Origin of the sequence: Hymenobacter nivis (genome assembly GCF_003149515.1) — a bacterium.
Classification (GTDB): Bacteria; Bacteroidota; Bacteroidia; order Cytophagales; family Hymenobacteraceae; genus Hymenobacter; species Hymenobacter nivis.
In genome coordinates this window covers 3,960,769-3,980,013 of the sequence record NZ_CP029145.1, presented here as the reverse complement: position 1 = coordinate 3,980,013, position 19,245 = coordinate 3,960,769, and the positions used below count along the sequence as shown (strand labels likewise).

Annotated in this window: 15 protein-coding genes; 12 read left to right on the top strand and 3 right to left on the bottom strand. The window is 65.0% G+C overall.

Annotated features, from left to right (window positions below; all coding sequences use genetic code 11):
• Positions 1 to 35 precede the first annotated feature (35 nt).
• Positions 36 to 326, top strand: a complete 291-nt coding sequence (locus tag DDQ68_RS17655) for a c-type cytochrome (protein ID WP_162550214.1) — start codon at positions 36 to 38, stop codon at positions 324 to 326.
• Between the two features lie 263 nt (positions 327 to 589).
• A complete protein-coding gene (gene hflX, locus DDQ68_RS17650; RefSeq protein ID WP_245897451.1) occupies positions 590 to 1,780 on the top strand; it encodes a GTPase HflX in 1,191 nt (396 codons plus the stop codon).
• Positions 1,781 to 2,046: 266 nt separating this feature from the next.
• Here the strand turns inward: hflX and DDQ68_RS17645 are convergent, their stop codons facing one another.
• Positions 2,047 to 3,315 carry an erythromycin esterase family protein gene (locus tag DDQ68_RS17645; RefSeq protein ID WP_109657482.1) on the bottom strand — a complete coding sequence of 423 codons (1,269 nt, stop codon included), beginning with the start codon at positions 3,313 to 3,315 and terminating at the stop codon, positions 2,047 to 2,049.
• A 287-nt stretch (positions 3,316 to 3,602) separates the two neighbouring features.
• A complete protein-coding gene (locus DDQ68_RS17640) occupies positions 3,603 to 5,330 on the bottom strand; it encodes a M28 family metallopeptidase (RefSeq protein WP_162550213.1) in 1,728 nt (575 codons plus the stop codon).
• Positions 5,331 to 5,461: 131 nt separating this feature from the next.
• On the opposite strand from DDQ68_RS17640, the gene DDQ68_RS17630 reads away from it, so the two are divergent.
• Together DDQ68_RS17630 and lepB are read left to right on the top strand one after the other, a co-directional pair.
• Entirely contained in the window at positions 5,462 to 5,713 is a 252-nt protein-coding gene (locus tag DDQ68_RS17630; protein ID WP_109657480.1) for a hypothetical protein, read from the top strand.
• 271 nt (positions 5,714 to 5,984) lie between these two features.
• A complete protein-coding gene (lepB, locus tag DDQ68_RS17625) occupies positions 5,985 to 7,202 on the top strand; it encodes a signal peptidase I (RefSeq protein WP_109657479.1) in 1,218 nt (405 codons plus the stop codon).
• A gap of 84 nt (positions 7,203 to 7,286) precedes the next feature.
• On the opposite strand, the gene DDQ68_RS17620 is transcribed toward lepB, so the two are convergent.
• Entirely contained in the window at positions 7,287 to 8,222 is a 936-nt protein-coding gene (locus DDQ68_RS17620; RefSeq protein ID WP_109657478.1) for a phytanoyl-CoA dioxygenase family protein, read from the bottom strand.
• 313 nt (positions 8,223 to 8,535) lie between these two features.
• Here DDQ68_RS17620 and DDQ68_RS17615 point away from each other — a divergent pair, with 313 nt between their 5' ends.
• From DDQ68_RS17615 to DDQ68_RS17580, 8 genes are all read left to right on the top strand, one after another.
• Positions 8,536 to 9,855 carry a leucine-rich repeat-containing protein kinase family protein gene (locus DDQ68_RS17615; protein WP_109657477.1) on the top strand — a complete coding sequence of 440 codons (1,320 nt, stop codon included), beginning with the start codon at positions 8,536 to 8,538 and terminating at the stop codon, positions 9,853 to 9,855.
• A 23-nt stretch (positions 9,856 to 9,878) separates the two neighbouring features.
• Entirely contained in the window at positions 9,879 to 10,373 is a 495-nt protein-coding gene (locus DDQ68_RS17610) for a SixA phosphatase family protein (RefSeq protein WP_109657476.1), read from the top strand.
• A gap of 248 nt (positions 10,374 to 10,621) precedes the next feature.
• Positions 10,622 to 13,726, top strand: a complete 3,105-nt coding sequence (locus DDQ68_RS17605; protein WP_109657475.1) for a sensor histidine kinase — start codon at positions 10,622 to 10,624, stop codon at positions 13,724 to 13,726.
• Positions 13,727 to 13,833: 107 nt separating this feature from the next.
• Positions 13,834 to 14,481 carry a response regulator gene (locus tag DDQ68_RS17600; RefSeq protein ID WP_109657474.1) on the top strand — a complete coding sequence of 216 codons (648 nt, stop codon included), beginning with the start codon at positions 13,834 to 13,836 and terminating at the stop codon, positions 14,479 to 14,481.
• Between the two features lie 371 nt (positions 14,482 to 14,852).
• Positions 14,853 to 15,044 carry a hypothetical protein gene (locus tag DDQ68_RS23540; RefSeq protein ID WP_162550212.1) on the top strand — a complete coding sequence of 64 codons (192 nt, stop codon included), beginning with the start codon at positions 14,853 to 14,855 and terminating at the stop codon, positions 15,042 to 15,044.
• A 201-nt stretch (positions 15,045 to 15,245) separates the two neighbouring features.
• A complete protein-coding gene (gene ppk1, locus DDQ68_RS17590; protein ID WP_109657473.1) occupies positions 15,246 to 17,327 on the top strand; it encodes a polyphosphate kinase 1 in 2,082 nt (693 codons plus the stop codon).
• Between the two features lie 180 nt (positions 17,328 to 17,507).
• Positions 17,508 to 17,747, top strand: a complete 240-nt coding sequence (locus tag DDQ68_RS24850) for a DUF1016 N-terminal domain-containing protein (protein ID WP_109657472.1) — start codon at positions 17,508 to 17,510, stop codon at positions 17,745 to 17,747.
• A gap of 622 nt (positions 17,748 to 18,369) precedes the next feature.
• Entirely contained in the window at positions 18,370 to 18,909 is a 540-nt protein-coding gene (locus DDQ68_RS17580) for a hypothetical protein (RefSeq protein ID WP_109657471.1), read from the top strand.
• The last annotated feature ends 336 nt before the right edge of the window (positions 18,910 to 19,245 follow it).

Sequence of the window (19,245 nt, the reverse complement as noted above, 5' to 3'; positions counted from 1 at the left end):
CCGACCTTTGTGGCCGTAATCTTTGTTATGGCCGTATGATGTTTCGTTTGCTACTACCCGTTTTGTTGGGGGCCCCGGCCGTGCTGCGGGCCGCGCCACCCGTGCCGCCGGGCCAGGCCTTGTTCCAGCAGAACTGCGCCCGCTGCCACGGCGCCAACGGCAAGCTGGGCCTGAACGGGGCCCACGACCTGACCAAAAGCAACCTCAATGCCTTCGGGCGCACCTACCTGGTCACTAACGGCCTGGGCAAGATGCCAGCCTTCAAAACTAAGCTCAGCGCCGCCCAGGTTGCCCAGGTGGTGGCGTATTCGCAGACGCTGAAGTAGGGCCCCGGGGCTCCGGTTCGGCCATTGCGCGGCGGCGGCCGTAGATTCATTTTTCGTGGCGGCCCCGCCGGGGCCCCCGCCGTACCGGGCCCCCTGTGGGCCGCGCCCAACGCCTTTCCAATATGGCCAATAAACCGAACTCGAACAGCCGCAATACCGGCAGCACCCGCAACTTCAACACCGACACCACCCAGGCCCACACCTCGGCCGGCACGGGCAAAAGCCGCGTGCATGCCACGGCCGCCGAGCACGAAACCGCTGTGATGGTGAGCGTGCCCCCGCGCCGCCAAACCGAGGCCCAGACCACCGAGTACATGGACGAGCTGGCCTTCCTGATCGAAACCGCCGGGGCCACCGCCACCCAGCGCTTCGTGCAGCGCCTCGAAAAGCCCGACATCCGCAGCTACGTAGGCGAGGGCAAGCTGGCCGAAATCAAGGCCTACGTGAAGCACAACAGCACCAGCATGGTGGTATTCGACGACGACCTCTCGCCTTCGCAGCTGCGCAACCTGGAGGCCGAGCTGAAGGTGAAAATCGTGGATAGATCGCTGCTGATTCTGGACATTTTTGCCCTGCGGGCGAAGTCGGCCACGGCCCGAACACAGGTCGAACTCGCTCAGTACCAGTACCTACTGCCCCGCCTCACCGGCCTCTGGACGCACTTGGACAAGCAGCGCGGCGGCGTGGGCATGAAGGGCCCCGGCGAGACGGAAATCGAAACCGACCGCCGCATCGTGCGCGACCGGATTGCCTTCCTCAAGGAGAAGCTCGAAACCCTGGACAAGCAGGCCACCACCCGGCGCAAAGACCGCCAGGGCCTCATTCGCGTGTCGCTGGTAGGCTACACCAACGTGGGCAAAAGCACGCTGATGAACGCGCTGGGCAAGGCCGAGGTGTTCGCCGAAAACAAGCTCTTCGCCACCGTCGACGCTACCACTCGCAAGGTCGTGCTCAACCAAACGCCGTTCCTGCTCTCCGACACCGTGGGCTTCATCCGCAAGCTGCCCACCAAGCTCATTGAGAGCTTTAAAAGCACCCTGGACGAGATTCGGGAGGCCGACCTGCTGCTGCACGTAGTGGATATTTCGCACCCCAACTTCGAGGAGCAAATCCAGGTGGTGAACGATACGCTGCTGGAAATTGGGGCCGCCGACAAGCCGATACTGCTGGTGTTTAACAAGATAGACCAGTACCGGCCCGACGAAATTCTGGCCGACGACTTCGCCGCCGAGGCTGCCGAAGCCGAGCGCGAAACCGCCGCCCGCCCGCCCCTGGCCCAGCTCCAGGCCACCTACATGGCCAAGCTGCACGACCCGGTAGTGTTCGTTTCGGCCCAAACCAAGGAAAACCTCGACGAGCTGCGCCAGCTGCTGGGCCAGCGCGTGGCGGCCCTGCACCAGCAGCGCTACCCGCACCTGGCGGCGGGCGAATACGGGGAATACGAGGCGGAGTAGGCCGGGGCCCCCAGGCGCCACCCTAATTACCGGCCCGGCGTTTAGCCACTAAAAAAGCCCTGGGCGGCGACCGTGCAAATGGTCGCCGCCCAGGGCTTTTTTAGTGGCTATTTGAATCAATAGGGGGCCTCTCAGAAAACGAAAAAAATAGCACGTTAAAGCATCGGCACGGAAGCTTGGGGCAAACTCAATCAGTCAACTTGGTTGGCGTGGCCGCTTGCTGCTCAAACGGTCGCCGGGCCAGGGGCGAACCGGCGCGCCGAAACCTAATCCCATTTTTTCGTCGCCTGCATCTCGCGGATAAAGAAAAGGCCATCGTACACCAAATTCCACGCAATAGGAGGAATGGGTGCCGGAGGCATGGAATGACCAGGACTTTTCATCAAGAAGGGAGTCGTTGGGTAGTTAAATTGCTTATTGTACGGGGTAAAATCAAGGAAGCCATAAGCCATGCTCGCCGGTATCCAGGTTTCCAGGCCATTCTTGTCGGGCACCTGCACCGGGTATGGAGCCGTGCCCAGCCGGCCGGCGGTGCCCTGGTAAGACGCAAAGCCCAGCACGTACGTTTGCCTGGCCCACTGCGGGTCTTGCACGAAATTCGAGCCCATTTTATGACGTATTACCAAGTCAAAGGCCCAGCCTTTGCCTGGTTGCTGGTCAGCATACCTCATAATATGGGCATTGGCGGCCCAGACAACGACTTTAGCGTCCTTGTACTGCGTAGTCACCAAGAACTTCAGGTTGTCGGCCATCGCCTTATCCCGGGCCAACAGCGGGTAACTCCTCACGATGTAAGATTGCAGGCTAGCTACCACGCACGGCCAACCAGAGGCGTCGTGGGCGGCGAGTTGAGCTTGGCTAACCAGTTGCAGGCCCTTTTCCAGGGCCTTGCGCATACCGGAGCGAAATGTTCCGGGCGTACGCGGCTCGGCAATCAGACCTTGCACCGCCTCTAGAAACTGTTGGTAGTCGCTCGGGGAGGGAAACTTGTTGGCGATACCCTGGCTAACCAAATAGCTGTCTAAATCTTTTCTTAGATGTAAGTAGCTATACATAAGATAAAGCTGCGAATCGAAGCCACTAACGTTGAGCGGGTTTGCGGTTTGAAAGCTTTGCGGGATGTACTGCTCAAACAGGTAGCGACAATCCGCACTACCCGTCCAGATAGGAAAAATATTCCGTTGCAAAAAGTGCCGGATGGAATCCGGTTGCTTGGCCAGCTTGTCCCAGCCCGTAGTCAAGCCGTAGAAGTCACTCTCAAAGGCCAGCACGGTAAAGCCTTTGCGCTCGTGCAGGTACTTTATCAGGCGCGTTTTGGCCTGAAACGTCGGGCCGTCACCGTGGTCCTGCTCGCCCAGCATGACGACCCGGGCCTCGCCGATTGCCTGGCCAACGGCCGCTAAATCCCCGTAGTCGTCCGACGTGACATCCAGCGTGGCGACCGGCACCGTATTCGTCGCTACGTAGGACCGGATGTCTTGCCCGAAAGCAGTTGCGCAAAGGAGTAAGCCGACAGCAGTACTAAGAAATTTCATCGGTAAGCGTGGTGGGTAACAGCGAAGTGGAGAAAGGGCGCTTAGCCCGTTCCTGGCGCGCGTTTAGCGCAGCGCAACTCGTGCCAGGAACGGCCACTACGTAACATCAGTTAATAAAACGGTTATGCTTCGACTGCGCTCAGCATGACCGCCAAAAAGGGATTTAATCAAATCCCACAGCTTCTTAACGTGCTGTATTTTCCGTTTCCTGAGAGGACCCCAATAAAGACGGTCATGCTCATCTGGCGTCCTTTTTTCTACTATCAGGAACAAGCCTGACGAACCGCTTACCGCGGCCGGCTTTTCAGCCGCACGGCCCGGAATTCGGAGCTGGGCTTCCACTGCGGGAAGGTGGTTTCCGAGGCCAGCTTCTGGCCGATGCGGAACAGCAAGCGGGCGTCCTGGGCGGCGCCGCGCAGGTCCCAGGCGGGATTGTACTGGTCGGAGGGCTGGTGGTAATTGTTGGCCTCGAAGTCTTCGCGCTCCTTTTCGGCGAAGGCTTTGCCGTGCAGGCGGCTCTCAAACGAGCCGCTGGCGTAGAGCGCCGGGATGCCCACCTTGGCGAAGCTGAAATGGTCGGAGCGGTAGAAGCTGCCGGTTTCGGGGTGCTGGTACGGGATGACGTAGCGGTTTTGCTCCTTGGCGGCGGCGCGGGCGTAGTCGTCCAGGTCCGACTGCCCGTAGCCGGTGATGGTGAGGTCGCGCATGGGCCCGAAGGCCAGCAGCTCGTCCATGTTGATGTCGGCCACCGTGTTAGCCACCGGAAACAGCGGGTGCTGGGCGTAATAATCGGAGCCCAGGAGGCCCTGCTCCTCGCCCGTTACGGCCAGAAACACGATGCTGCGCTGCGGCTTTTCCTTGGCTTGCTCGAAGGCGGTGGCAATGGCCAGCAGGCCGGCGCAGCCGCTGGCGTTGTCCAGGGCCCCGTTGTAAATCGAGTCGCCCTTCACGGCCGGGCCGATGCCCAGGTGGTCCCAATGCGCCGAGTAAATGATGTACTCCTTCGGCCGGGTGGTGCCGGGCAGCACGGCCACCACGTTCTTCGAGGTTTTGTAGATGATTTTGTTGTGCAGCGTGGTCGTCAGGCTCAGGCCCAGCGCTTTGCCCTTGAAGCCGCGCGTGTTGGCGGCGGCGTAGAGCGCGTCGTAGTTCTGGCCGGCGGCGGCGAAGATGCGCTTGGCGGCGTCCAACGTCATCCAGCCTTCGAGGGCCACTTTGCTGGCGCCGTGGTCGGGCGTGGTGGGGTGCAGCTTGGCGCCGCCGTTGCTGCTCTGCACCACCGTCCAGGGGTAGGAGGCGGGTTTCGTGTCGTGGATGATGAGCAGGCCGGTGGCGCCGTGGCGGGCCGCCTCCTCGTACTTATAGCCCCAGCGGCCGTAGTACGTCATGGCCTTGCCCTGGAACATAGTAGTGTCGTTGCCCGCGTTGCCGGGGTCATTGATGAGCACCACCACCGTCTTGCCCTTCACGTCGAGGCCCGCGTAATCGTCCCACTTATACTCGGGGGCCGTCACGCCGTAGCCCGCAAATACCAGCGGCGAATCCTTAATCTCCACCGTGGGCTGCTCGTGCTCGGTCAGGAACATGAAATCGGTGCGGTACTTGAGGGCCAGGCTTTTGCCGTTGCCGGTCACGGTGGCTACCGAGTCGGGGCGGCCGGCAATTTCCACCAGCGGTACCGGCTGGAAGTAGGTGCCGTCGGGGCCCCCGGGCTTCAGCCCCAGCTTCTTGAACTCGGCCGCCAGGTAGGCGGTAGCCTTGTCCTCGCCCGCCGTGAACGGCCGCCGGCCCTGGTATTCATCCGAGGCCAGCACCTTGATGTGCCGGGCCAGCAGCGCGGGCGTGATGCCGTCGTTCGGCGTGGGCACGCTGGCCGTATCGGTGGGAGCCGCTTCGGCCGCGGGGGCCCCGGCGGCGGCGGTGTCCGCGGTGGTGGTTTTGCCCTGGCAGCCGGCCAGCAGCAGGCCGGCCACGGCCGGGGCCAGCCAGGCGCGCATCGTGAGTAAGTGCATCATGGAGTGGAAAAAGTGATACTTGGCCCCGGCAGGGGCCCGCCGCGAATGTATGACCCGCCCGGCGGCGGCGGGCAACACCAGCCGTACGTCCCGCGTAAAATGCCCGTCATACCCTTAAATCTTTTTCACTGATGAGCGATAACAACAACACGCCGGGCGGCACGCTGGGCGGCATCGTATCTTCCCTTTTCGGCGGCAACAGCAGCGCCAAGCCGGGCAGCACGCTGGGCGATATGGCATCTTCCATTTTCGGTGGCGACAGAACCGGCGCCGACGTGGCCAAAGGCTTCACCGCACGCCACCGGCTGCTGAGCGGCGTGCTGCTGGCCGCCGGCGTTTTCTACCTCTACAAGCGCATCAAAGACAAGGATACCGCATTCTAAGCGGTTAACGGGCCTCCACCCGGATTGCAAACCTGCCGCTTTTGGTTTGATAACCATGGGCGGCAGGCTTTTTTGTGGGGCCCCTGGAGCAGTCATGGACGGCATTATAGAACGGAGTGGCACTCCGTTTCCGTGCGAATGCCAAGCGGAGTGCCACTCCGTTCTACAACACTGAATGCACCAGCCCCGAAACCGACTAAACTCAAATAGCGGACGGACGAAATATTCCGATACCTTGGGCGTTCCGTTTGCCCCTAACCCCTTCGTCCGCATGGCATTTTTCAAAAAGAAGCCCAGCGGGGCCCCCGCCCCGCCCAAGAGTACCGCCCGCGAGTGGGCCGATTCGCTGCTGTTTGCCGTGGTGGTGGCCAGCCTTTTCCGCTGGTCGACGGCCGAGGCCTACGTCATTCCCTCACCCAGCATGGAAGGCACGCTGCTGGTGGGCGAATACCTGGTGGTGAGCAAGTTGCACTACGGCCCCATCACGCCCCAAACGCCGCTGCAAGTACCCCTCACGCACCAGACGGACCCGCTGTTTCACCTCAAAAGCTACTCCGACCTCATCCAGCTGCCCACCTACCGCTTCCCGGGCTTCTCGGAAATTAAGCGCAACGACGTGGTGGTGTTTCACGTGCCGTTTGAGGCGCAGTACCCGGCCGACTTGCGCGACAACTACGTGAAGCGCTGCGTGGCCGTGGCCGGCGACCAGTTTGAGCTGCGCAACGGCCAGCTACTGGTGAACGGCCAGGTGGCCCCCAGCCAGGGCGCGCTGGAGCATAAGTACTTCATCCAGACCACCGAGAACAACGACGATGTGCAGCGCGACTTCCGCGCCCAGCGCGTGACGGACTACCACCTGACGGCCGCCGATCAGCTGATTTACGACAACGAGGGCAAGCCCGCGCTGCAAAACAACGCCCGCTACGGCCCCGGCTACGAGGTGGACTGCACGCCCACGGCGGCGGCGTTTTTCCGGGCCCAGCCCTACGTGCGCGGCGTGGTGGCCGAGGTGGAGCCCGCCGGCCAGCCCGCGCCCTGGGGCCCCGCGCTCTTCCCCGACAACCCCGACTACCCGGCCACCGAAGTAGCGCCCGCCACGCCCGGCCTGCGCCACTGGAACCAGGACAACTACGGGCCCCTGGCGGTACCCAAGAAGGGCCAAACCGTGCAGCTCACGCCCCAAAACGCGGCCGTGTACTACAAGCTCATCCTCCGCTACGAGCACAACGCGGGCATCGCCCTGCGCGCCACCGGCCACGACCTCACCATTTTGCAAAACGGCAAGCCGCTGACCAGCTACACGTTCAAGCAGAACTACTACTTCATGATGGGCGACAACCGCCACAACTCGCTCGACTCGCGCTTCTGGGGCTTCGTGCCCGAAGACCTCGTGGTGGGCAAGGCCGTGCTCGTGTGGCTGTCGGTGGACCCCTACGCCGATTTCCTCCACAAAATCCGCTGGAGCCGTTTGTTCCACAGCGTCAGCTAGGTCTGGGGGCCCATTTTTCCCAAATAAAAAACCCGCCGTGCGCAACCAGGCACGGCGGGTTTTTTGGCTTAACAAGGGCGCGGATTATTGAGCCGGGACCCCGGCTTTAGGGCGCACGGAGGGCGTTCTTTCGGCTTGCACCGGCGTGCCGGACTCGTAGCGGGCAACCAGCTCGCCGGGCACGGGGGCCAGGGTAACAGGGTGCAGGAAATCGCCCAGCAGTGTGCCCGTGCAGTGGCTGTCCACGTTGGGGGCGGCGGTATGGGCGGCCACGTCGTCGAGGTGCACGGTGCGGAAATCCATGCTGAACCGGGTGGCGTTGGTGGTGTTGGGCACGGTGCCGTGCAAGTGGGCCCCCGAAAACAGGATGAGGCCCCCCACCTGGCCCACCAGCCGCAGTTCGTGGACGTGGTCCACGGCGTCGAGCGGGCGCGGGCGCTTGCGCTCGTCCGGGAGGCCCCCGACCTGGAGGCGGCGGCTCTCGGCGTACCAGTCGCGGCAGTCGTAGCCGTCCGATTCGTTGCGCACCGGCTGGTCCCAATAGCTGGGGTAAAACGTGAGGCAATTGTCGGCCTCGATGTCGTACATCGGAATCCACCAGTTCAGCTGGTTCATCGGGGCCGAAAACCACGTGTCGCGGTGCGGGTCGAAGGAGTAGGCGATGCCCGTAGTGAGGTAGCCGTGGCTGGTGGCGGTGCGCATCCGGGGCACGTCGAAGTAGGTTTTGTCCAGGTCGAAGCCCATCTCGCGCAGAATGTTCTGGATGAGCTGCTTCGAGTGCGGGTGGTTGATAAACCTGGGTTTCAGCTGGTTCAGAATCTGGGCGTATTCGCTGGGGGCCAGGTGGTGCTGGGCCAGCGTGGGGTGTATGTGGCCAAACGCCTCCTCGGTGAGGGCGCGGGCAAAGTCGCACAAGGCCTGCACGCTCGGGCGGGGCGAGTACACAAACAGGCTGCCCTCGTAGAGCTTCTGGCGAACCTGGGGCTCGGGCATCGTCGAATCAAAATAGACAATACTCATATCGCGTCGCTGAAAACAACCCGCCTCGCCTCCTTTTTAGGCAAACAACCGGCCGCGTGAAAAAACAGGTAGGTAGCTATAAAATGATGTTCATCGGGAGCTACGCAGCGGCCATGCCGCAAACGTTGCGCAAGTTTTACCCAACTTCAAAGCTTAGAATTTTTCAAGAACACCCTAATTTAAGTGCCGTTCCGCACTTTTCAAAAATAGGTCTGGATTTCCTAAACACCTATTTACCAAAACATTTTGTGCCGCAATTACCCATGCGTTGCCCACCCGTGCGCCCGCACCAATTGCGCCCGACCTTTGCGCCATGCACACCCTTGCCCAACTCCGCGCCGGGCAGCTGGCCGGCGCCACCCGCCTCGACCTGGCGGCGGACCTGACGGAATTCCCGCCCGAGATTTTCGACCTGGCCGACACGCTCGAAGTCCTCAACCTGTCGGGCAACCGGCTCGCGGCCCTGCCCGCCGATTTTGGGCGGCTGCACCGGCTACGGGTGCTGTTTTGCTCCGATAACCTGTTTACCGAAGTACCGGCCGTGCTCGGGCAGTGCCCGCAGCTGAGTATGGTGGGCTTCAAGGCCAACCAGATTCGGACGCTGCCCGCGGGGGCCCTCTCGCCGGCGCTGCGCTGGCTTATTCTGACGGATAACCAGCTCGAGAGCCTACCGCCCGAGCTGGGCCAATGCCAGCAGCTGCAAAAGCTGATGCTGGCCGGCAACCGCCTCACGCACCTGCCCGACGCGCTGGCCGCCTGCACCCGGCTCGAGCTGTTGCGCATCGCCGCCAACCGCTTCGAGGCGCTGCCGGCCTGGCTGCTGGGCCTGCCCCGGCTGGCCTGGCTGGCCTACGCCGGCAACCCGTTTTGCGCCGAGGCCGAGGCCGCCGCGCTAGCCCGACACCCCATTGTGGGCATCGAGTGGCACAGCCTGGGGCTGGAGAAGCAGTTGGGCGAGGGCGCGTCGGGCATCATTTACCGGGCCCGCTGGCACCCGCTGGGGGCCCCGGTGGCCGACGTAGCGGTGAAGCTCTTCAAGGGGGCGGTGACCAGTGACGGCCTGCCTCACAGCGAGATGGCCGCCTGCATCAGCGCCGGGGCCCACCCCCACCTCATCGAGGTGCACGGCCAAATCGTTGACCACCCGGCCGGGGCCCAGGGCCTGGTTATGGCCCTGATTGATCCCGCCTTTGGCAACCTGGCCGGGCCGCCCAGCCTGGCCACCTGCACCCGCGACGTGTACGCGCCCGGCATCGCCTTCGCGCTGGGGACCCTGTTGCACCTGGCCCACGGCGTGGCTTCAGCGGCGGCGCACCTGCACGCGCAGGGCGTGCTGCACGGCGACTTATACGCCCACAACATTTTGAATACCAGCACCGGCGACTGCCTGCTGGGCGACTTTGGGGCGGCCTGCTTTTTTGCCCCCGACAGCCCCACGGCCCTGGCCTTACAGCGCATAGAAGTCCGCGCCTTCGGCTGCCTGCTCGAAGAATTGCTGGACCGCTGCGGGGCCCCGGCCGCGGCCCTGCAACCGCTGTGGAACTTACAGGCCCGCTGCACCCGGCCGGCGGTGGGCGAACGGCCGCTGTTTGCTGAAATCCGGGAAGTGCTGGCCGGGGAAACCTTGGATTAATACCGCCGGCCTAGCTTCGCGCCATGAAAACGCTGTACCTCCTCCGCCACGCCAAGTCGAGCTGGAGCTTCGACGACCTGACCGACCAGGAGCGCCCGCTCAACGACCGGGGCCGCGACGACGCCCCGCGCATGGGCCAGGCCCTGGCCAAGCGCGGCATTAAGCCCGACGTGCTGGTGAGCTCCTCGGCGGTGCGGGCCCTGAGCACGGCCGTGCTGGTAGCCTGCGAGCTGGGTTTCGCGCACGAGAAAATCACCGTCGACCCCGCCATCTACCGGGCCGATGCCGACGCGTTGGTTGCCATCATCCGGGCCCTGCCCGACGCGGCCGAATCGGCGCTGCTAGTAGGCCACAACCCCACCATCACCGACGCCGCCAACGCCCTTTCGCCCAGCCCGTTCAACGAATTTCCCACCGCGGCCGTTGTCTGCCTGCGCTTCAGCACCGACCATTGGGAAGAGGTGGCCCGCGCCAACGCCGAGTTCTACTTCTACGACTATCCGAAGAACGCGAGCTAGCCGCCGGGGCCCCACAGCGCAGTTTTCCAACTGGCGCACAGCCTGTATAGAAGACGTGTAGAACGGAGTGGTACTCCGTTTCCAGGCGAACGTCGAACGGAGTGCCACTCCGTTCTACAGCGCCGGAGATAAATGCCCTAAAGCCCAGCTTATTGGGCAGCGCGGAAGCAAGAATTGCGGATTACCTTGCGGCCGCCGCCGCCTTGGGCAGCGGCTTCTAGGTCAGGCGTTTACTTCAGCGGTGTGCCATGCGGGTTCGGGGGTTCGTTGCAACGAAATGGGCCGGGCGGGCCAGGGCCCTGGCCCTGGCCGGGCTGCTAGCGCTGGCGACGGCTGGGCGCGCCCAGGGCCCCGCGCCCCTGCTGAGCACGGCCGACGGCCTGGCGGACAATACAGTGCAGTGCCTGGCCCAGGACCGGCAGGGGTTTTTGTGGGCCGGCACCCAGGACGGGCTAAGCCGCTACGACGGCCGCGCCTTCCGCACGTTTCGGGCCGATGCGCGGCGGCCGGGGGCTCTGGCCGGTAACTTCGTGCGGGCCCTGGCCCCCGATGTGGCCCGCGGCGGCCTGTGGGTGGGCACCGGCGACGGCGTGTGCTACTACGACCCGCGCACCGAGCGCTTCGGCCGCGTGCCCTCCGATTCGGCGGCCCACTACTTCGTGAACGCCCTGCTCGCCGACCCCGCGGGCGGCGTCTGGATTGGCACCGAAAACGGCCTCTGGCACTACGCCCCCGCCACCGGCCGCCTCCGCCGCTACTGGTACGCCCCGGCTGGGGCCCCGGCCGGTACCGCCCGCCGCAACTCGGTGCGGGCCCTGGCCCGCGACGTGGCCGGCACCCTGTGGGCCGGCACCGGCGAGGGTCAGCTCTGCCGCTTCGATGCCGCCACCGGCACCCTGCGCCCCGAGCCGCGCTATGGCCCAGCCGGCCCCACGCCGCTGAGCGCGCTGGCCGCCGCGCCCGGTGGGGGCCTGTGGGCCGGCACCGAGGGCGGCGGCCTGCGCTACCTGAGGCCCGGCCGCCCCGCCGCCGAGCTGCTGCGGCCCGGCCCCGGCCAGCCAGCCGTGCGCAGCCTGTGGGCCGACGCCCGCGGCGGGGCCTGGGTGGCCACCGCCGCCGGGCTGCGCTACTGGCCGGTGGGGCCCCCACCGGCCGGTGTGGGCCCCGCCGCTGCCCCAGCTACCGCCGCTGCCCCAGCCACCGCCGCTGCCCCGGCTGCCTTGGCGCCCGATTCGCTGCGGCTGGCCGGCGAAGTGCTGGCTTTGGCGCCCGACCGCGCCGGCCAGCTGTGGGCGGGCACCGGCGCGGGCCTGCTCCGGCTCGACGTGCGGCCTTCGCCCTTCGCGCTGCTGCCGACGGGGCCGGTGTGGGCGGTGGCCCCGGCCGCCACGAGCCTGTGGGTGGGCACCGAGCGCCAGGGCCTACTTCGCCTCGACCCGCGCACCGGGGCCGTGGCCGAGCGCCTGCGCCACCACCCAGGGGTCCGCGCCAGCCTGGCCGACGACTTTGTGCGCTGCGTGCTGCCCGACGCCGACGGGGGCCTGTGGGCCGGCACCCAGCGCCAGGGGCTCGACTACCGCGCCCCGGGGGCCCTGGGCTTTCAGCACTTCCGACACACGGCGGGCGAGGCGGACGCGCTGGCCGACGACTTCGTGCGCTGCCTCTACCGCGACCCGCTGGACGGGACCCTGTGGGTGGGCACCGAGGGCGGCCTGAGCCGACTGGCCGACGCGCGCAGCGGGCGCTTCACCACCTATCGCCAGCGGGCCGACGACCCGCGCGGCCTGCCCAACAACTTCGTGCGCTGCGTGCTGCGCGACGGGGCCGGCCGCCTGTGGGTAGGCACGGGCGGCGGCGGCCTGTGCCGGCTCGACGACCCCGCCACGGGCCGCTTCACGGCCTTCAAAGCCAACCCCCGCGACGAGCGCAGCCTACCCGGCAACTTCGTGCGGGCCCTGTGCCTGGATGCCGCCGGCCACCTGTGGGTGGGCACCGAGGACGGCGGCCTGTGCCGGCTCGACGACCCCGCCACCGGGCGCTTCACGTCGTTTGGCGAAGCCCAGGGCCTGCCCAACGACGTGGTGTACGCCCTGCTGCCCGACCCCGCCGCCCGCGCCGTGTGGCTGAGCACCAACCGTGGCCTGGCCCGCCTCGATCTGGCCACCGACCGCCTCACGGCCTTCGACGCCCGCGACGGCCTGCCCCAGCAGGAATACAACGCCGGCGCGGCCTGCCGGGGCCCCGGCGGCGCCCTCTACTTTGGGGGCCCCGCCGGGCTGGTGGGCTTCCGGCCCGCGGCGCTGCGGGTACCGCCCGCGCCACCGGTGCTGCTCACGGGCCTGCGCCGCCTCAACCAGCCCGTGGCCCTGCCCGATACGGCCGTGGGCCAGCGCCGCCTGCTGCGCCTGGGGCCCCGGGACTACGTGTTTACGCTCGGCTTTGCGGCGCTGGATTTGCGGGGCGCAGGCCGCCAGCGGCTTGTTTATCAGCTCGAAGGCTTCGACCCCGACTGGGTGCCCGCCGGCCTGCAGCGCGAAGCCACCTACACCAACCTCGACCCCGGCCCGTACACGTTTCGGGTGCGCGAAGCCGACGCGCCGCCCGGCACCGGGGCCGCCCTGCGGCTGCTGGTGGCCCCGCCCTGGTACGGCACTTGGTGGTTCCGGGCGCTGGCGGCGGGGGCCGTGGGGGTCCTTGCCTGGCTGGCCTACCGCCTGCGCGTGGGCCAGCTGCTGGCCCTGGAGCGGGTGCGCCACCGCATTGCCCGCGACCTGCACGACGACATGGGCTCGACGCTGAGCAGCATTGCCCTGCTCAGTGAAATGGCCCGCCAGCACCAGCTGGGCCAGCGCCCGGCCCAGGCCGCCGGCCTGCTGCACCAAATCCAGGATTCGTCGCGCCAGATGCTCGACGCCCTCGACGACATTGTGTGGACCATCAACCCCGCCCACGACGGCCTGGGCGACGTGACAGCCCGGATGCGGGCCTTCGCCGCCGAGCTGCTGGAGGCCCGCGGCATTGCGCTGGCCTTCGAGGTGGCGCCCGCCGTGGGGGCCCTGCACCTGCCCATGGAGCGCCGACGCGAGTTTTTCCTGCTCTTCAAGGAAGCTGTGAACAACCTGGCCAAATACGCCCACTGCCAGCACGCCCGCGTGGCCCTCACCTGCCCCCCCGGCCACCTGCTGCTGGTAGTAGCCGACGACGGCGTGGGCTTCGCGCCCGCCGCGCCCGCCCAGGGCAGCGGCAACGGCCTGCCCAACATGCGCGCCCGCGCCGCCGCCCTGCACGCCGTGCTCACCCTCACTTCGGCCCCCGGCCAGGGCACCATTGTGCAATTAAGCGTGCCGGTGTAGGGAGACCGGGGAGTTGGGCCGTTCACGCCGCTCTAAAAACCACCCGTTTATGTGGTTGCCGCCTGCCGCCACTAGCCGTACTTTCACTTATTGCTAAGCCCCGCCCCATGTCCCCCACCCGCCTGATTTTGTACGAGGACAATGGGGGGCTGCGGGCCAGCCTGGGCCAGTTTCTGGCCGGGGCCCCAGGGCTGGTGCTGGTGGGCGCGTTTGAGTCGTGTGCGCAGGCGGGGGCCGACGCGTGCCGCCTGCTGCCCGACGTGGTACTGATGGACATCGACATGCCCGGCTGCTCGGGCATTGAGGGGCTGCGGCTGGTGAAAGCGGCCGCCCCGGCCACCAGCGTGGTGATACTCACCGTATTCGACGACAGCGAGCGGGTGTTTGACGCTATTTGCGCCGGGGCTGACGGCTACTTGCTCAAGAAAACCCCGCCCGCCCGGCTGCTGGAGGCCATTGCCGAGGTGCGGGCCGGCGGCGCGCCCCTCACGCCGGCGGTGGCCCGGCAGGTGCTGCGCCTGTTTCCGCGGCCGGGGGCCCCGGCGCACCCACCCCGCCCGGCCTCCGACCTCAGCCCCCGCGAGCTGGAAATACTGGGCCTGCTGGTGGAAGGCTACAGCTACAAGATGCTGGCCGACAAGTGCTCCATCAGCCTGGACACGGTGCGCTCGCACATCAAAAAAATCTACGAGAAGCTGCACGTGCGCTCCGCCACGGCAGCCGTGAGCCGGGCCCTGCGCGACGGCCTAGCGTAGCCGGCCGGGGCCCCCAGAGCAGCCGGCGCGGCCATGCCCGGCTGCATTAAATCACATTAATATGTGATTGTATGAATTTATTTTAGGCGACACCTTTGCATAGCCAGCCTAACCACCTGGCAGCCACCCGCCCTTCCCACTGATGCCGCTTGCCCGCCCGCCGTTTGGCGCCGCGGTAGTTGCCACGCCCTTTCCACTGCTATGAAATACTACACCGTTCCCCTCAGCAGCGGCTTGGTGCTGGTGGTATTCGTGCCCCCGGCGGATCAGTCGGCGTACACGGGGCCCCAGCCAAAATCTTAGCTATCAGGCATTTTTCAGCCTGACGCCGGTAATACGGCGCCAGGCCCTCACCCTTTCTTCTTACTGCTATGAAAACCCTCGCTCCTTTTCCCGGCGCACCCGGCGCCTTTCTTGCCGCCCGTGCCGATGCCACCCGTGCCGATTCCGCCCGTGCCGAAGCCAGCGCCCCGGCCCCGGCCGGCACGCACTGGTCATGGTGGCTGTTTTTGCTGGGCGTGCTGGCCTGCTCGCTGCTGGGCCCGGCGTGCGCCATCAGCTAGGGGCCCGGCTTTTTTTAGGCTACGAGCCAAACCCTGTAGGCTTTCAACAATTTGTTTAGCAAAGACATAGCGTGCATTGCCCCGTTGCCGGGGCCCGGGGCAACGATAGGGTAATGAACCGCGGGGGCCCGTTGGCGTACTGCGGCGATGCCCCCGTTCCGGAGGCTTTCGCCCCTGCGAACGTTCCCTGATCTTTGCCGCATGAAAACCCTTCCCCGCGACCTGAGCTGGTTGCGCTTCAACGCCCGCGTGCTGCAAGAAGCCCAGGCCGACACCGTGCCGCTGCTGGAGCGCCTCAAGTTCCTGGCCATTTTCAGCGCCAACCTCGACGAGTTTTTTAAGGTGCGCGTGGCCACGCTGCGGCGGCTGGTCAAGCTCAAGAAGAAAACCCGCGCCCAGCTTAACGAGAGCCCCAGGCGCCAGTTGAAGGCCGTGCTAGCCGAGGTGCAGCGCCAGCAGGAAGCGTTCGGCACCACCTACCGCGAGCAGCTGCTGCCGGCCCTGAACGCCGCGCACATCCACCTGCTGGGCGAGGCCGAACTGACGGATGCGCAGCGCGCCTGGGTGCTCGAATACTTCAACAACTCGGTGCGCGACCTGCTCTCGCCGGTGGTGCTGGACGGCACGCTGCACCACTTGTTTTTGAAGGACCAGGCCGTTTACCTCACCTTGTTCCTGACGGGGCCCCGCGCCGCACCGGCCAAGGGCAAGGGCAGAGCCAAGGACCACGCGGCCGAGCGCGTGCTGGTCCTGGAGCTGCCCACCAAGCGCCACGGCGGCCGCTTCGTGCAGCTGCCCGCCGACGGCGACGAGCGCTACGTGATGTTCCTCGACGACGTGGTGCGCGTGGGGGCCCCCGGCCTGTTTCCGGCCTACGCCGGGGTGGCCGTGCACGCCGTGAAGCTGAGCCGCGACGCCGAGCTGGACATTGAGGAGGAGGTATCGGACGACCTGCTGGCCAAAATCCGCAGCAGCCTGGCCAAGCGCGCCACCGGCTACCCGGCCCGGATGCTGTACGACCCCGCCATGCCGCGCGAGGTGCTGCGGGCCCTCAAGCAGAAAACCGGCATCGGCGACGAGGAGCTGGTGGCCGGCAGCCGCTACCACAACTTCCGCGACTTTTTTGGTTTCCCCAGCTTCGGGCAGGCCGGGCTGCTGAACCCCGCCTGGCCGCCCCTGCCCCACCCCACGCTGCCGCGCACGGGCAGCCTGCTGGCCGCCATCGGCCGGCGCGACCACCTGCTGCACCCGCCCTACCAATCCTTCGACTACGTGACGCGCCTGCTGCGCGAGGCCGCCGCCGACCCGCAGGTGTCGGCCGTGGCCATCACCCTCTACCGGGTGGCGGCCAAGAGCGCCGTGGCTAAGGCCCTGCTAAAGGCCGTGAAAAACGGCAAGCAAGTAACGGTAGTGGTGGAGCTGAAGGCTCGCTTCGACGAGGAATCGAATATTTACTGGGCCGAGAAGCTGCAAAAGGCGGGGGCCCACGTCATCTTCACCCCGCCCGAGCAGAAGGTGCACGCCAAGCTTTTGCTGATTACGCGGCGCGAGGCGGCCGAAACCACGCGCCAGTACGCCTACCTCAGCACGGGCAACTTCAATGAGGACACGGCCGAGTTGTACACCGACCACAGCCTGTTCACGGCTGATGAGCGGCTGACCCGCGAGGTGGCCGCCGTGTTCAACTACTGCCACGACCGGGTGGCCCCCGCCGCGCCCTTCGAGCACTTGCTGCTGGCGCCCTTCGCGCTGCGCCCGCGCCTGAACGAGCTGATTGACCACGAAATCAAGCTGGCCCACAAGGGGGCCCCGGCGTACATCATCCTCAAGCTAAACGCTCTGCAGGACCCTGGCCTGATTGCCAGGCTCTACGCCGCCAGTAAGGCCGGCGTGCGCATCGAGCTCATCATTCGCGGCATCGGCTGCCTAGTGCCAGGCGAGGCCGGGCTGAGCGAGCACATTAGCCAGCGTGGCCTCGTGGACCGCAACCTGGAGCACAGCCGGGTGTACGTGTTCGGAAACGGCGGCGAGGAAAAAGTGTTCGTGTCGTCGGCCGACTGGATGACCCGCAACCTCGACCGCCGGGTGGAAGTGGCCTTCCCGCTGCTTGACGAAACCCTGCGCGCCGAGGTGCGCCAGCTCCTCGACTTCCAGCGCGCAGACAACGTGAAAGCCCGCGACTTCGACAACCAATTTATCCTGCCCACGCCCGCCGGGGCCCCGCGCGTGCGCGCCCAGGAGGCCACCTACCAGTGGCTGAAAAAGCTGAAGCGGCGGCCATAGGGCCCCGGTAGCACGGCTGGGGGAGGAAAAAAAACGGGGCTGAAAACGACGGACGGCGCTGCAATATCTTACCGCTATGAACCCAGCCCCTCCCGACTACCACCAGCTGCTAGCCGCCGTGAGGCAGCGCGTGCGCGAAGCCCAGTACACCGCGCCCTTCAGCAGGTCAACCAGCAGCAGATGCAGCTGTATAGGGACCGGGGCCAGCTTATTGCCGAGCGCCAGCAGCAGCACGGCTGGGGCAAAAGCATGATCGAAAACCTGGCCCGCGACCTGCAAACGGAGTTTGTGGGCATAGGCGGGTTTTCAGAGTCAAACTTGTGGCGGATGCGGACTTTTTTCCTGGAATACAGAGGCGATAAAATTCTCGCGCCATTGGTGCGAGAATTTCTCCAACCGGCGGTTGGAGAATTGAGTTGAGGGGAATCCAGCAACCATTGGTCGCAGCATTCCCTATTTTCATTCAAGGATGGCCGCGGCCTTGGTTAACTTGAAAATTAGCGAAATCTATCGGCGGGGCCACCTACTCCCTCACCGATAGCCTGCCCGCCGAGCTGCGCCCCTTCTTTCCCAGCAACGAGGAACTGGTGCGCCGCCTCGATGCCATGGAGGCCGCTTTGCAGGTTGGGCACGCATCCTGCGAACCTTACGCGGGCCGTCGAGCGCGGCGGCCGGCTTGCTGTTCCTCCACAAAAAACCCGTCAAACAGGTTCCCGCCCCCCCCCCGACAGCGCCTGCCCGGGCAGCGCAACAAACCGGGCCAGTGCTGGTTGTGAATTAATATAGTAAGTCCTACTGTTAGATAGAATTCGCCTCCATACCATCTGGAGCTCCAGGGCTTCCGATCAAACAGTTTTTTCAAAGCGTGGGCGCGGACCATCTCGCCGCTACCCAAACCTTGCACCGGATGCGCGGGTAATCGGACCATAATTTTGGGGTGCGTAACGCCGGCCAGAAAACCACGTTTCTCATGATGTGCCTCTCGCCCTTCCTGCTGCCAGGCCTGAACCGGCCGCGGGCCGCGTTTTAGCCACCTGACCCCATGCTCGACTTAACCCGCCTCGCAACCAAGCTAACGACGACAAGGGTTTTTCCCTCGATTCAAAAAGTCTTTTTGTATTCGGTGCTAGTGCTCGTTGGTCTGTACGCGGGGATGCTGCTCAACCACAGCATATACCCCGTCGAGACGCAGCTGAGCCCGCTGGACTACGCGAAGTACTGGAAAATAGTGGACAGCACTTCCATGCACACCCACATGGCCATTATGGAGCCGGGGACGGGGGTATTACTTATCGTTACCATTTTGTTGTTCATCCCAAATTGGCGCAGTCCGACATTTATATTTTTAGTGTTGGCATTCGTCGCCTTCGCAATAGATGTATCCTTCACCCTAAGGGAGCAAATGCCAATTAATATTTTCATGAATAAGCTGGATTTGAGCAACATAACCGTTGAACAAACCAAGCAGTTAGCCAAATTTCAAGCGGAAGCAATTGCTAGTTTCGACACCCGGTTTATTCACGGCTCCATCAGCTTTTTGCTGCTTTGCCTGGCCCCCTTTTTTCTCGACAAAACGGAATAAACGGGCCCCGCGATATAAACCGGCTCGACACTGCCAAATTTTTCTTCCCCGAAACCAACAAATCATCCCTGGAAACAGAAACAATTAGCGCCTCCTACGCCCGCCAAACGCCGCAAGCTCGTGCCCCCCTACGCACTAGGCTTTTGCCGGCTTACGTCACGGCCACCCGTTTCGTGCCCCGCGTTGAGCGTCTGCTTTGGAAAACGGGCTACTCGACCCCAACTCCTTTTAGGCCGTCGGTGTAGCCCTAGGCGGTAGGTACATGATCGAGAAAAGTTTGAGCTCCTCGCATCGACCTTGGTGCGCTTTCGGCAATTGGACAGAAAGGATTCAACA